The organism is Microlunatus aurantiacus, from assembly GCF_039536605.1.
GTDB classification, from domain to species: Bacteria; Actinomycetota; Actinomycetes; order Propionibacteriales; family Propionibacteriaceae; genus Microlunatus; species Microlunatus aurantiacus.
In genome coordinates this window covers 728,927-741,758 of record NZ_BAAAYX010000002.1, presented here as the reverse complement: position 1 = coordinate 741,758, position 12,832 = coordinate 728,927, and the positions used below count along the sequence as shown (strand labels likewise).

Sequence of the window (12,832 nt, the reverse complement as noted above, 5' to 3'; positions counted from 1 at the left end):
GTGGACAACCCGGCGGCGGCCCACGCGCGTCGGTGACGCGGGCCGAGGTGGTCGCGGGGAGCGTCGTGCCGGGCGCACATCCGGCTCACTCGTTGGTCCGGTCGGCCGCCCGTCGGCCCAGACCGGTCAACCGGCGGAGCAGACGACGCACCCGGGGGTTTGCCCGTGCCTCGATCTCCCGACCCTCGACCGGCGGTGAGGCCGGCTGGTCGGCGGGCCAGGCCGGCAGCAGCCGGCTGGTCAGGCCGAGGACGGCCGAGCCCACCCGAGGGAGCAGTGCATCGACCCGCGGTGCCAGCCGAGCGAGCGGAGTCAGCAGCAGGACAGGTCGTCCGGTGAGAACCGCCGCCACCATCCGGCGCGCGGCGCGCCCGGCATCCATCGACAGCAGCGGCAGCGTCGCAGCGGTCGCGAACCAGGCGTACTCCCGCTCGACGTCACCGCGGAAGGTGGCCCGGAGGTGGGAACCGGTCCGCATCAGACCGGGCACGACGGTGGTCACGGAGACACCGGTGCCGGCCAGCTCCGCGCGCAGGCCGCGGCCGAACCCGACAGCGGCGAACTTGGCCGTGCTGTACGGGAGCAGGTGCGGCGCGGGGATCACGCCGCCGATCGAGGTCACGATCCCGATCCGGCCGCTCCCGCGCGCTCGCATGCCGGGGACCACCGCGAGGGCCGTGTTCACCGGGCCCCAGAGCATCACGTCGACGGCCTCGACGAAGTCCGACCGCTGGACCGCGGTGAGGGGTGCGACCCTGATCACCCCGGCCACGCAGATCAGCACCTCGATCGGACCGGAGGTCGCCTCGACGCGCGTGATCACCTCGGTCACCTGCTCGGCCCGGCTGACGTCCATCACCTCGGTCCTCGCCGTGATGCCCTCCGTGGCGAGCTGGTCGGCCGCTCGGGAGAGCTCGTCGGCCGAGCGCGCCGCGATCACCGGGACGAAACCGCTGTGGTGCAGCTCCCGGGCGATGAGCAGCCCCAGCCCACGGGAACCGCCGGCGACCAGCGCCACCGGCCGGGAAGCCCCGGCACCACTGCTGTCGGGGCTGTCTTCTGTCGGGGCTGTCGTCCCGGTCCTGTCGGCGGCGCTCTCGGACGAGACCGGCGAGCCGGCGTCGGACTGGCTGCTGAGTTCCATGGCTGTCCTCGGGAGGGTTGCTCGAGTGTCGCGGTCGGGGAAGCAGGCGACCAGGCGATCCCGCGGTGACCGACCGACCCCGCCGCGAGGCGGGAGGGCGATCTGCGCGGTGCCTGGTCGCCGGGTGCCTCAGCTCAGCGCGGGGCCCTGCGGGGTCGAGCTCGGATCGGTCACCTGCTCGTCCGGGAGCGGGTCGCCGTCGGCCGAACGGAGATCCGGGTCGTTCGGGTCGGCCTCGGACAGATCGGGCTCAGGCGCTGCCTCGCCCGGCGTGCCCCCGTACAGCCCGGTGGTGTCGGGGTCGCTCGACTCGGGGTGGGAACCGGTGGGGTCAGACGATGCGTCACTCATGGTCTCTCCTTCGTGGGGGTAGGTGCTCTCGTGTCTACCCCGCCCCGCAGCGATCACACCTGTCGGTGCCGTCCGCGCGCCGTTCGGTGCGCGAGTCGACCAAGGGGCCCGTCCGGCTCGGGCTCCGGCCGGCCTGACGTCAGCGGTCACCCGGTGCGGCGGGGTGATCCGCGGGGGTGGAGTCGGCCTTGACGGCGTCCCGGCTGCCCAGCGGCTCGGCCGGCCCCCGCGTGGTGTCGGCGACCGTCTGCTCCTCGGCCTCGGCGTTGATCTCCGCCCCCAGCAGCACCGCGTACGAGGTGATCCACAACCAGAAGAGCAGGACGATGATCCCGGCGAAGACGCCATAGGTCTTGGCGTAGTTGCCGAACGTCGACACGTACACGGTGAAGCCGATGGAGGCGAGCAGCCAGAGCAGCGTGGCCGCACCGGCGCCGACCGAGACCCAGCGCATCTTCGGCGCATCGCGGTCTGGAGCCACCCGGTAGAGGATGGCCAGAGCGACCGACACCAGGACGACCAGGAGGATCCAGCGCGCGGCCGACAACAGGAAGTGCAGCACCGGGCTGTCTCCCAGCAGCCGCTCCAGCAGCGGCGGCAGGACGGCGACCAGACCGAGGACGAGCACGATGAAGACGATGGCTCCGAGGGTGAGGGCCAGCGCGATCAGCCGCTTCTTGATCGCGTTCCGGTTGTCCTCCTCGTCGTAGGCGACGTTGACCGCCGTCATCAGGTTGTTCACCCCACCGGACGCGCTGAACAGAGCCAGGGCGATGGAGACCACCGCGCTCCAGCCCAGCGCCGCCCGGTTCTGGTTGTTGATCTGGTCCACCACCAGCTGGCGCACCTCGGTCGGCAGGGCGGTCAGCGAGTTGACCTGGTCGGCGATCGCGCCGGGATCGGCGAACAGGCCGTACAGCGTGACCAGAGCGATGACCGCGGGAAACAGGGCGAGGAAGGCGAAGAACGCCACTCCGGCGCCCAGCAGAGGGACCTGATCGACCTTGGCCTCGGCCCAGCCCCGCTTGAGCACCTGGACCCAGCCGCGGGCCGGGATCTCGGTGGGTTTGTCGGCGTCGTGACCGGGAACCTCCCGGTCGGTCTGGACGGTGGAGCTGCGGCCGGCCATGACGGCCTCCCTTCGTCGCGTGCCCACCGTCAGCAGGAGGGCGTCTCGGATCGAGTCCGATCCGGGCTGCGGGTCGAGCGTGCGCCCGGATCGAGGTCCCCTTACCCCGATGCGTACCTGTGTAACGGGTGCCGGCGACCAGCGCTCGGGCGTCCGGGTGGGCGAGAGCGTGCCCAGCGGGTCGACGCGGCCGCCGGGTTTCGGATCAGGCCCCGCGGGTAGCCGGGTACGACGGGGTTGACCACGACCCCGCTTCAGCGAAGGGCATCACGATGTACCTGCACACCGAGCAACTCATCAACGAGATCGTCGTCGACGAACCGGATCCGGCAGCGGCCAACGCGCTCCAGGAGGGACTGGGCGGTCAGTTCGGCGAGATGCGGACGATGATGCAGTACCTGTTCCAGAGCATGAACTTCCGCGGCGACCCGGCCAGCAAGCCGTACAAGGACCTGCTGCAGGGGGTCGGCACCGAGGAGATCAGCCACGTCGAGCTCATCGGCACGACGATCGCGCGGCTGCTGGACGGCTCCCCGGAGTACCAGGGCAAGAAGACCGACTCGGTCGACAAGCCGGGGGCCGGCGGGGCCACCCCGCTCAAGATCGCGTTGGACACCGGCAACATCCACCACTACCTGGTCGGCGCCCAGGGCGCGCTGCCGGTCGACGCCGTCGGCAACCCGTGGTCGGGGTCGTACGTCTACAACAGCGGCAACCTCGTCCTCGACCTGCTCTACAACCTGATGCTGGAGTCCACCGGCCGGCTGCAGAAGTGCCGGATCTACGAGATGACGGACAACAAGGCGGCACGGTCGACCATCGCCTACCTGATCGTCCGCGACCAGGCGCACGAGAACGCGTTCGCCAAGGCGCTGGAGTCCCTCGGGGTGAACTGGGGCGGGGTGCTGCCGATCCCGAAGACCAACGCGGAGAAGTTCCCGGAGGTGAAGAAGCTGCTGGACAAGGGGCTGCAGAGCATCCAGTACACGTTCAGCGGGGACAACCTGAGCCAGGCGGGCAAGCTCTATAGAGGCGCCTCACCGTCCAACGACGGCACCGAGCTCAGCACCGCCGTGATGCCGGAGGGGGTCCCGATCACCATCGCCCCGGAGCGCCGCGAGGAGTTCTCGCCGGGTCTGGACGCCGAGCTGCTCAGTCTGATCCAGGCCACCGCCGAGATCGAGCTGAAGAACGCCGACGCCCCCGGCGAGTAGCACCCGCCCGGTCGCCCTCGTGATCGACGGCCGGCCGCGGCCGACGCCCTCCTCGATCGCGCCCGGCGCGGCGCGATCGAGGGGCCGGTCGACGAACGCCTGCGAGCCCGGTGGTCATCGCTCGGCGGTGACCACCGTCGACGCCTCGCCGGCGAGCGCCGGGTCACCGACTCGGTCCGCCTTCCACACCTTCGCGTTCGTCAGCAGCACGATCGCCGCGACCACGACGGCGCCGAGAGTCGCCACCCCGGTCTCCCCCGCCACGTAGGCCAGACTCGCGGGTGTCGTCGAGGCGACCACGGCGAAGCCCCAGTCGAAGCTGAGGTTGGCGAAGGTGTGACCGATGCCGGCCGGCCAGACACTTCCCGAACGGTCCTTCAGCCAGGCGTAGAACACCCCCGCAGCGGTGATGGTGAGGACCGCCACCGGGGCGACGATCCAGCGCGAGCCGTCCGCGTCGTAGGTGGTGGCGATCAGGATCAGCGGCAGGTGGAAGCAGCCGTGGGCGAAGCCGGTCAGCACAGCGGCCCGCCGACGGGTGGTGAGCTGCTGCACCCGGGGCAGCAGGAAGCCCCGCCAGCCGATCTCCTCGCCCATCAACAACACCATCATGATCACGACGTTGGCCGCCGTGGCGCTGGCGAACGTACCCAGCGCGGCCCCGGTGAAGGGGATGGTCTGCAGGTGACCGGCGCCGACCAGCAGGGCGGCGCCGAAGGCCGCCCCGCACAGCAGGATCGGCACACCGAGGGCCCAACCCCAGGACCGTAGGCCGGCTCGACGGAGCCTGAAGCTGCGCCAGAGATCACGACGGGTGCCGCGCGGGAAGAGGGTGAACGTCAAGATCGTCACCGCCACCGTCGGCAGCAGCGCGGACGCCGGCACGTTGAGGTGGGCGTGGGGCAGTCCCACGGCCAGACCGGTGGCCAGACCGAAGACGACGAGCAGGAAGGCGAGGATCTCTCGCAGGGGTGCGGATCTGGGCGTCAGCCGCCGGAGGATGATCATGGACCGAGCCTCGCAGGAGGCCGCCCCGGTCGCGTCTGGCCGAAGACCTGTTCGCCGCAGGTCTCGGGACAGAGTGCGCGGGGACGCTCTATCGCCCGGGAACCGCGAGCCCGGACTCGTAGGCGTACATCACCAGCTGGGCCCGGTCCCGGCAGTCGAGCTTGCCCAGCAGGTGACTCACGTGGGTCTTGACCGTGCCGTAGCCGAGGTAGAGCCGGGCGGCGATCTCCTGGTTCGACAGACCCTGGGAGACCGCCAGCAGCACCTCCCGTTCGCGGTCGGTGAGCCCGTCGTCGTACGCCGGGGTCCGCCGGACGGGCAGCGACGCGAACCGTTCGATCAGGCGACGGGTCACCCGCGGGTGCAGGAGCGCCTCACCTCCGGCGACGACCTCGATGGCCTCGAGCAGCTGATCGGGCCGGGTCTCCTTGAGCAGGAAGCCGCTGGCACCGCTGCGCAACGCCTCCAGCACCAGGTCGTCGTCGTCGAAGGTCGTCAGCACCAGAACCCGGGTGCGCGTGCAGGCGGGGTCAGCCAGGATCGTCCGGGTCGCCGCCAGCCCGTCGAGGTGCGGCATCCGGACGTCCATCAGCACCACGTCCGGGGCCGTCCGCCGACACAGGGTGATCGCCTCGAGCCCGTCGCGCGCCTCTCCCACGACCTCGACGCCGCCCGAGGACCGCAGCAGGAGCACGAACCCGGCGCGGACCAGGTCCTGGTCGTCGACCACCGCGACCGTGATCATCGGGCGGCACCGGTGGGCAACCGGGCGTGCACCCGGAACCCGTCCCCGTCGACGCCGTACGTCAGGACGCCACCGACCATCCGGACGCGCTCGTCGAGACCGATCAGTCCGTGGCCCCGCGACCCGGTCCTCCCGGCGCTCCGGGTCGGCCCGGGATCGGTGACCTCGATCTCCACGGCGGGTCCGCTGGTGTCCACCGTGACGGTGGCGTTCCCGGCGGCGGAGTGCTTGATCACGTTCGTCAGCGACTCCTGGACGATGCGGTACGCCGTCAGGGACTCCGCAGCGCCGAGGACGGGAGCGGTGCCCGATCGGTCCAAAGCGACGTCCAGTCCGGCGGACCGGACGTCCTCGACCAGGGCCGATAGGTCGCCCAGCCCCTGTGTCGGCGGCCGGTTGCCCACCTCGTCCTCCTCGCGCAGCATGCCGAGCATGGACCTGGTCTGCTCGAGCGCCCTGCGGCTGGTCTCGGCGATGATGTCGAGGGCCTGGCCGGCGGCGGCCGGGTCGGTGCGGATCACGTGGGCACCGACGCCGGCCTGGACGGCGATCAGCGACATGCTGTGCGCCACCACGTCGTGCAGCTCGCGGGCGATCCGGAGCCGCTCCTCGGTGATGGCCGCGCGCACCTGCTCCCGCTGCCCCTCGCGCCGGGTGCGCACCGCCTCCCCCACCGCCCACGCCGCCACCAGGAGGGCGACAGCCAGCAGCAGGTCCTTGAGCCGCAGGTCGGGCACCCCCGCCAGAGCGAGGACACCGAAGCACGCGATCCCCGCCCCGAGCCCGAAAGCGGCGTCGCGGCGCGAGGTCCGCGTGGTCAGGGAGTACAGGCTGAGCAACACCATCAGCGACAGCAACCCGATGTAGTGGAAGGTCCCGCTCACCACCATCGACCCGGCGAGGAACACGCCGTAGGCGACCCGCGGTCGCGTACGCCGCCAGGCCAGTGAGCCGGCCGCGACCACGGTGGCCACCGCCCCGACCACGTCGGGCTCTCGCAACCGGGGGTCGATCGTCGCGATGTCGGCCGAGAGGAAGGAGGTGAGGGCGAGCGCTGCGGCCAGCACACCGATGGCCGGATCCAAAAACGGGTCGAGGCGTCGGGCCAGAGCTCCCCAGCCCCGGGGTCGGTGGACCCGCGCGATCGCCTCGGGGCTCATGCAGGTGAGGTTACGCGCGCGCGGCCTGGTCCGCGTCCGTCTGCAGACTCGTTCAGCGTGGGTCGCGGGACAGAGGGCTCGGCCGCGGACGCTGGCGCCGAGTGGACGTCGGTGGGATTCTCGGTGGATGCGGGTGCTGATCTCCACCACCGCCAACGACGGGCACTTCGGACCGCTGGTCCCCCTGGGGCGGGCCGCCCTGGCCCGCGGCCACGAGGTCCGGGTGGCCGCGCCGGCCTCGTTCGCCGACACCGTTCGGCGGGCGGGCTTCGCCCACGTCGCCTTTGCCGACCCCTCCCCCGAGCTGGTCGGACCGGTGATGGCCCGGCTGCCCACGCTGCCGTTCGACCAGGCCGACACCACAGTCGTCCGGGAGGTGTTCGGACGGATCGACGCCCAGGCCGCGTACCCGGGTGTGCTGGCGGCGGCGGAGGACTGGCGACCGGAGGTCCTGGTGCGGGAGCCGGCCGAGCTGGGTTCGCTGGCGGCAGCGGAACGGCTGGGGATCCCTCACCTGCAGGTGGTGATCGGGATGTCGGAGCTGACCCGCGTGCTCACCGAGCTGCTGGTCGAGCCGCTCGCCGACCTCAGTCGGATCGCCGAGCTCACCGACGACGCCCTGTCCACCGCGATGGCCGCCGAGCCGCTGCTCAGCCAGGTCCCCGAGTCCTTGGACCGCGCCGGTGACACCGGGTTCGACCCCACCGCGATCGCGTTCCGCTACCGGGACGGGAGCGCCCCGCCCGGGACCGCCGTACCGCTGCCGGTCTGGGGCGATCCCGACCACCTGCTCGTCTATGTCACCTTCGGCTCCGTCGCCGGCTCGCTGCCGCCGTTCGCGGGGGTGTTCCGGCAGGCGCTCGACGGGCTCGCGGAGCAACCCGTACGCGTGCTGATGACCGTCGGCCGCCGGGTCGACATCGCCGCGCTCGGACCGGTACCGCCGAACGCCCGGGTCGAGGCGTGGTGGCCGCAGACCGACGTGCTCGCCCAGGCCGGCCTGGTGCTGGGTCACGGGGGCTTCGGCACCACCATGGGCGCGCTGGCCGCCGGGGTCCCCCAGGTGGTGGCGCCGATCTTCACCTCCGACCAGATCGTGAACGCCCGGCACGTGGCCGCGATCGGGGCCGGGCGGATGGTGGCGGCCGGACCGGACGCCCCTGGCCGGGCTTGTCGGGAGGTGGCTGGTGTGCTGGCGGATCCGGCCTGTCGGCGGGCGGCCGCGGAGGTGGCGGCCGAGATCGAGGCGCTGCCGCCGGTCAGCCAGGCGCTGGACGTGCTCGAGCGGCATGCATCAGGAGGATGAGAAAGCGTACTGCTGGGTGGAGCATAGGAGATTCGAACTCCTGACCTCTTCCATGCCATGGAAGCGCGCTACCAACTGCGCCAATGCCCCGCTGTGCTCTCGATCTCCGGTCCGGCCGGGTCCCGAGCGCCCGATGAACACTACAGGCTCGGCGCGCCGGGGTGAAATCGAGGTGTCCACCGAAGCGGAGCGCTCACACTCCCAGATCGTCCTCCACGAAGCGGTTCCGGCCGGCGAGCACACCGGCGACGCCCTGCGGGACGAGCAGCACCAGCAGCAGGGCGATCGGGACGTGCCAGCCCCCGGTCGCCTCGTACAGGGCACCGACCACGATCGGACCCGGGATGGAGATCAGGTAGCCGATGCTCTGGCCGAAGGAGGACAGCCCCACGGTGCCGGCCGCCGAACGGGTCCGCAGCCCGATCATGGTCAGGGCCAGCGGGAACACCGACTGGGAGACCCCCAGCACCAGCACCCACAACCAGGGCACCGTGGTCGGCATGATCCAGAGCCCGAGATAGCCGACGAAGCCGAGAGCGGTGAGGCCGACCGCCACCCCACCCTGGGTCCGCAGCCGGGCCGCCAGCGTCGGCACCAGGAACGACGTCGGCACCCCGATGGCGGGGATCAGCGCGAGCAGCACGCCCGCGTACGTGGCCGAGAGCCCCGCGTCGCGGTAGATCTGCGGCACCCACCCCATGGTCACGTACGCCTGTGTCGATTGCAGCCCGAAGAGGATGGCCACCGCCCAGGCCGTACGGCTGCGGGTCAGCCGCAGTCCCCCGCTGCTCGCCCCGGCCGGCCGGCCGCCGGCCCGGTGCCGGATCCACCGGGCCACGCCCATCCAGAGCACCATGGCCAGCACCGCCGGCACCGCCCAGAACGCGAGCCCGTAACGCCAGTCGCCGCCGAGCGCACCGGTCAGCGGCACGGTGACGGCGGCGGCTGTGGCCGCGCCCAGGGTCAGGCCCATCGAGTAGACGCCCGTGACCATGCCGACCCGCCGCGGGAAGGCCCGACGGACCACCACCGGCATCATGATGTTGGCCACCCCGATGCCCCCGAGGGCGAGGCAGCTGACCAGGACGAAGGTGGCCGTGCCGGGCATGAACGGCCGCAGAGCCAACCCGACCGTCACCGCCGCCAGGGCGATCCAGACCAGCCGGCTGGGGAAGGAACGGGCCACCAGCCGCGGCGCCAGCGACCCGAAGGCCACGAAGCAGGCCGCCGGCAGCGCGGTCAGCAGACCGGCCACCACCCCACCCATGCCGAGACCTGTGCGGATCTCCTCGAGCAGCGGGCCGACGCTGGTCACCGCGGGCCGCAGGTTGAACGCCGCCAGCACCAGCGCGACCAGGATCACCACCCCGGCCACCGGGGTCAGCGGCACACCCTCCTGCGACGGCGCGGTCTGGTTCGCCGGTCCGTCGCTGGGCGGCAGGCCCTCGCGCGGAGGTAGGCCCTCGCGCGGCGGCAGGGGCTCCTGCGGCGCACTCACCGCCGGGGGGCGGTCGCGTTGTACTGGGTGATCCGCCAGTAGTCCCCGGTCCGGTGCCGCTCCAACGAGACCCAGCCGCAGTTGTCCAGACCGCTCAGCCGCTTCCAGGTCTCGGTCGGGAAGCCCAGCAGCCGGCAGAGCGCGACCCGCGCGGCCGTGCCGTGCATGACCACGACGACCGTCGAACCGTCGTCGGCGTCAAGGCCGATCTCGTCCAGGGCGGCGGCGGCCCGGTCGGCCACCTCGGCCACGGTCTCCCCCGTCGGCGATCGCCGGACGTCCTCGCCGGCCAGGTACGCCCGACGCAGGTCGTCGTCGAGCTCGCCGAGCACCTGGTCGTAGGTCAGGCCCTCCCAGCTGCCCACGTGGATCTCCCGCAGGCGCCGGTCGGTCTGCACCTCGAGCCCGCAGCGGGACGCCAGTGGTGCCGCCGTCTGCCGGGCCCGGGACAGGTCGCTGGAGAAGATGGCGGTCGGAGCCAGCTCGGCCAGCACCGCGGCGGCGCGGTCGGCCTGTGCCAGCCCCCGCTCGTCCAGCTCGATGTCGGCCTGGCCCTGGAAGCGTCCGGAGGCGTTCCAGGCGGTGCGTCCGTGCCGGAGGACGATCAGCTGGGCCGCCGTCACCGCCGATCGTCCAGCAGCAGCGGGATCCGGGGACAGTCGTGCCAGAGGCGCTCCAGGGCGAACAGGCGGCGCTCGTCGTCATGCTGGACGTGCACGACCAGGTCGAGGTAGTCCAGCAGCACCCAGCGCTGCTCCCGGTCCCCCTCCCGGCGTACGGGCTTGGCGTCCAGGCCGCGCAGGGCCTCTTCGACGCCGTCGACGACGGAGCCGACCTGTCGCTCGTTGCTGGCGGTGATGACGAGGAACACGTCGGTGATGGCCAGCTGCTCGGACACGTCGAAGGCGATGATGTCGGTGCCCAGCTTGTCGGCGGCCGCGACGGCGGCGGCCTGGGTCAGCTGCAGGGCGTGATCGGTGGCGGTCAAGGAACTCTCTTCTATCTCGTACGGTCGTCTCCGGGCCGGGCGCGGTGCGGGTCGCACGCGTCCGACGTTCAGAGCAGGTAGAGACCGCGTTTGGCGATGTACTGCACGATGCCGTCGGGCACCAGGTACCAGATCGGCTGGCGGGCGGTCACCCGCTCCCGGCATCCCGTGGACGAGATGGCCAGCGCCGGCACCTCCATCAGCGTAATGCGCTCCGGCGGTAGTTCCGCGATCGTCGGCGCGTGCAGCTCGACCCCGGGCCGCGTGCAGCCGACGAAGTGGGCCAGGTCGAACAGCTTCTGCACGTCCCGCCAGGTCAGGATCTGGGCCAGCGCGTCGGCACCGGTGATGAAGAACAGGTCGACGTCGTCGCCCCGCTCGTCCCGCAGGTCCCGGAGCGTGTCGACGGTGTACGTGGGTCCGTCGCGGTCGATGTCCACCCGGCTGACGCTGAACCGTGGGTTCGAGGCCGTCGCGATGACCGTCATCAGGTAGCGGTCCTCGGCCGAGGACACCTTCTTGTGCGACTTCTGCCACGGCTGGCCGGTGGGCACGAACACGACCTCGTCCAGGTCGTACCGACTCGCCACCTCGCTGGCCGCGACCAGGTGACCGTGGTGGATGGGGTCGAACGTGCCACCCATGACGCCGAGGCGGTAGGGGCGTCCCGGTGCCGCGGCCGGGTCACGGGCCAGTCCCAGAGCAGGGGTCCGTGCCTCGCGTGCAGGTGGGTCGAGACCGGACTCGGGTTCGGCGGACTCGAGGGGGGCGTCGGTGACGACGGAACCGTCGTCCATCAGCTGTGCGGGCGACCCTTGCCGATGGAGTAGGTCACGAACATCAGGATGGTCAGGGTCACGAAGGCGATGATGCCGAAACCCCAGGCCGGGATCGGGATCTCGTTGTGGGCTTCCGTCTCCAGCAGCATCAGACCGAAGTTCACCGTGCACCTCTCCGTCGGCTCGTCCGCGCGGCGGGATCGGTCTGCCGCACGGACTGTGTCCGGCTGAGCCTAGCCCCTCAGCGCACCTGACCGCTGCCCACCACCACGTACTTGGTCGACGTCATCTCGGGCAGGCCCATCGGACCGCGGGCGTGCAGCTTCTGGGTGGAGATGCCGATCTCGGCGCCGAAGCCGAACTCGCCGCCGTCCACGAACCGGCTGGACGCGTTCACCAGCACCGCGGCGGCGTCGACCTCGTCGGTGAACCGCTGGGCGGAGCGCTGCGACTCGGTGATGATCGTCTCGCTGTGCCCGGTGCTGTAGCGACGGATGTGGGCCAGGGCCCCGTCCAGGTCGTCGACGACGGCGACGGCGATGTCCAGCGACAGGTACTCGTCGGTGAAGTCGGTCTCGGTGGCGGGCACCACCTCTCCGTACGCGGCCGTGCGGTCGTCGCCGTGCACGGTCACCCCGGCATCGGCCAGCGCGGCCAGCGCCGCGGGCAGGAACGCGTCGGCGCTGTCGGCGTGCACGAGCAGCGTCTCCACCGCGTTGCAGACCGAGGGTCGCTGCGTCTTGGCGTTGAGCAGGATGGCCAGCGCCGTGTCGTGGTCGGCCGAGGCGTCCACGAAGAGGTGGCAGTTGCCGACTCCGGTCTCGATCACCGGCACCTGGCTGTTGCGGACCACCGCGTCGATCAGACCCGCGCCGCCGCGCGGGATCAGGACGTCGACCAGTCCGCGGGCCGCCATCAGCTCGGCCGTCACCTCCCGGGGGCCGGGGATCAGCTGGACCGCGTCGGTCGGCAGGTCGGAGGCGGCCAGACCCGCCCGGAGCGCCTCGACGATCGCGGTGTTGGACTCGGCGGCCGAGGACGAGCCGCGCAGCAGGGCGGCGTTGCCCGACTTCAGGCAGATGCCGCCGGCGTCGGCCGTCACGTTGGGGCGGGCCTCGTAGATGATCCCGACCACCCCGAACGGCACCCGCACCTGACGCACCTGGACACCGTTCGCGTTGGTCCACCCACGGACGACGTCGCCGACCGGGTCGGGCAGTCCGGCCAGGTCGCGCAGTCCCTGCACCATGCCGGCGATCCGGTCCGGGGTCAGCCGCAGCCGATCGATCAGGGAGGCGCTGGTGCCGTTGTTCCCGGCCCGGGCCACGTCGAGGGCGTTGGCGTCCAGGACCGCCGTCTCGGCCTTGGCCAGGGCGTCGGCCATGGCCTGCAGTCCCGCGTCCTTGGCGGCCCGCGGCGTGCCGGCCAGGATCCTGGCTGCCTCCCGTGCGCGGACGGCCTGCTCGGTGACACTCACGACGTCTCTCCTCGGCTCTGCGGTCGTACGGGT

14 protein-coding genes and 1 tRNA gene are annotated in these 12,832 nt (G+C 71.8%); 2 read left to right on the top strand and 13 right to left on the bottom strand.

Annotated elements, in window-relative coordinates; all coding sequences use genetic code 11:
• Nucleotides 1–85: 85 nt before the first annotated feature.
• The 3 genes from ABD714_RS03615 to ABD714_RS03605 form a co-directional block, all read right to left on the bottom strand.
• Nucleotides 86–1,144, bottom strand: coding sequence for an SDR family NAD(P)-dependent oxidoreductase (locus ABD714_RS03615; protein ID WP_344810896.1), 1,059 nt, complete (start codon nt 1,142–1,144; stop codon nt 86–88).
• 129 nt (nt 1,145–1,273) lie between these two features.
• Nucleotides 1,274–1,495: a hypothetical protein gene (locus tag ABD714_RS03610; protein WP_344810895.1), complete on the bottom strand. Its 222-nt coding sequence runs from the start codon at nt 1,493–1,495 to the stop codon at nt 1,274–1,276.
• A gap of 139 nt (nt 1,496–1,634) precedes the next feature.
• Nucleotides 1,635–2,624, bottom strand: coding sequence for a YihY/virulence factor BrkB family protein (locus ABD714_RS03605; protein WP_344810894.1), 990 nt, complete (start codon nt 2,622–2,624; stop codon nt 1,635–1,637).
• A 272-nt stretch (nt 2,625–2,896) separates the two neighbouring features.
• Between ABD714_RS03605 and ABD714_RS03600 the strand changes: the two genes are divergently transcribed.
• A complete protein-coding gene (locus tag ABD714_RS03600) occupies nt 2,897–3,838 on the top strand; it encodes a manganese catalase family protein (protein WP_344810893.1) in 942 nt (313 codons plus the stop codon).
• 114 nt (nt 3,839–3,952) lie between these two features.
• Here ABD714_RS03600 and ABD714_RS03595 read toward each other — a convergent pair whose 3' ends face one another.
• From ABD714_RS03595 to ABD714_RS03585, 3 genes are all read right to left on the bottom strand, one after another.
• Nucleotides 3,953–4,846 carry a CPBP family intramembrane glutamic endopeptidase gene (locus tag ABD714_RS03595; RefSeq protein WP_344810892.1) on the bottom strand — a complete coding sequence of 298 codons (894 nt, stop codon included), beginning with the start codon at nt 4,844–4,846 and terminating at the stop codon, nt 3,953–3,955.
• Nucleotides 4,847–4,934: 88 nt separating this feature from the next.
• Nucleotides 4,935–5,591 carry a response regulator gene (locus ABD714_RS03590; RefSeq protein ID WP_344810891.1) on the bottom strand — a complete coding sequence of 219 codons (657 nt, stop codon included), beginning with the start codon at nt 5,589–5,591 and terminating at the stop codon, nt 4,935–4,937.
• A complete protein-coding gene (locus ABD714_RS03585; RefSeq protein WP_344810890.1) occupies nt 5,588–6,751 on the bottom strand; it encodes a sensor histidine kinase in 1,164 nt (387 codons plus the stop codon). Before ABD714_RS03585 ends, ABD714_RS03590 begins: the two co-directional genes overlap by 4 nt.
• A 127-nt stretch (nt 6,752–6,878) precedes the next feature.
• Between ABD714_RS03585 and ABD714_RS03580 the strand changes: the two genes are divergently transcribed.
• Complete coding sequence (locus ABD714_RS03580; protein ID WP_344810889.1) at nt 6,879–8,057, top strand: glycosyltransferase; 1,179 nt, start codon at nt 6,879–6,881, stop codon at nt 8,055–8,057.
• Nucleotides 8,058–8,074: 17 nt separating this feature from the next.
• On the opposite strand, the gene ABD714_RS03575 is transcribed toward ABD714_RS03580, so the two are convergent.
• From ABD714_RS03575 to ABD714_RS03545, 7 genes are all read right to left on the bottom strand, one after another.
• Nucleotides 8,075–8,147 (bottom strand) — tRNA-Ala (locus ABD714_RS03575).
• A gap of 103 nt (nt 8,148–8,250) precedes the next feature.
• Nucleotides 8,251–9,555, bottom strand: coding sequence for a CynX/NimT family MFS transporter (locus ABD714_RS03570; protein WP_344810888.1), 1,305 nt, complete (start codon nt 9,553–9,555; stop codon nt 8,251–8,253).
• Nucleotides 9,552–10,178, bottom strand: a complete 627-nt coding sequence (locus ABD714_RS03565) for a histidine phosphatase family protein (RefSeq protein ID WP_344810887.1) — start codon at nt 10,176–10,178, stop codon at nt 9,552–9,554. Before ABD714_RS03565 ends, ABD714_RS03570 begins: the two co-directional genes overlap by 4 nt.
• Nucleotides 10,175–10,543, bottom strand: a complete 369-nt coding sequence (gene rsfS / locus ABD714_RS03560) for a ribosome silencing factor (protein WP_344810886.1) — start codon at nt 10,541–10,543, stop codon at nt 10,175–10,177. Before rsfS ends, ABD714_RS03565 begins: the two co-directional genes overlap by 4 nt.
• A 68-nt stretch (nt 10,544–10,611) precedes the next feature.
• Nucleotides 10,612–11,340, bottom strand: a complete 729-nt coding sequence (gene nadD / locus ABD714_RS03555) for a nicotinate-nucleotide adenylyltransferase (RefSeq protein WP_344810885.1) — start codon at nt 11,338–11,340, stop codon at nt 10,612–10,614.
• On the bottom strand, nt 11,340–11,486 hold the full coding sequence (locus ABD714_RS03550; protein WP_344810884.1) for a hypothetical protein: 147 nt from the start codon (nt 11,484–11,486) through the stop codon (nt 11,340–11,342). The genes nadD and ABD714_RS03550 overlap by 1 nt, the downstream gene beginning before the upstream one ends.
• A 77-nt stretch (nt 11,487–11,563) precedes the next feature.
• Nucleotides 11,564–12,799 carry a glutamate-5-semialdehyde dehydrogenase gene (locus tag ABD714_RS03545; RefSeq protein WP_344810883.1) on the bottom strand — a complete coding sequence of 412 codons (1,236 nt, stop codon included), beginning with the start codon at nt 12,797–12,799 and terminating at the stop codon, nt 11,564–11,566.
• Nucleotides 12,800–12,832: the final 33 nt, after the last annotated feature.

What these genes read in the sequence shown, in the direction of transcription:
- ABD714_RS03615 (WP_344810896.1), bottom strand. Translation starts at nt 1,144, where the DNA reads ATGGAACTCAGCAGCCAGTCCGACGCCGGCTCGCCGGTCTCGTCCGAG.
- ABD714_RS03610 (WP_344810895.1), bottom strand. Translation starts at nt 1,495, where the DNA reads ATGAGTGACGCATCGTCTGACCCCACCGGTTCCCACCCCGAGTCGAGC.
- ABD714_RS03605 (WP_344810894.1), bottom strand. Translation starts at nt 2,624, where the DNA reads ATGGCCGGCCGCAGCTCCACCGTCCAGACCGACCGGGAGGTTCCCGGT.
- ABD714_RS03600 (WP_344810893.1), top strand. Translation starts at nt 2,897, where the DNA reads ATGTACCTGCACACCGAGCAACTCATCAACGAGATCGTCGTCGACGAA.
- ABD714_RS03595 (WP_344810892.1), bottom strand. Translation starts at nt 4,846, where the DNA reads ATGATCATCCTCCGGCGGCTGACGCCCAGATCCGCACCCCTGCGAGAG.
- ABD714_RS03590 (WP_344810891.1), bottom strand. Translation starts at nt 5,591, where the DNA reads ATGATCACGGTCGCGGTGGTCGACGACCAGGACCTGGTCCGCGCCGGG.
- ABD714_RS03585 (WP_344810890.1), bottom strand. Translation starts at nt 6,751, where the DNA reads ATGAGCCCCGAGGCGATCGCGCGGGTCCACCGACCCCGGGGCTGGGGA.
- ABD714_RS03580 (WP_344810889.1), top strand. Translation starts at nt 6,879, where the DNA reads ATGCGGGTGCTGATCTCCACCACCGCCAACGACGGGCACTTCGGACCG.
- nadD (WP_344810885.1), bottom strand. Translation starts at nt 11,340, where the DNA reads ATGGACGACGGTTCCGTCGTCACCGACGCCCCCCTCGAGTCCGCCGAA.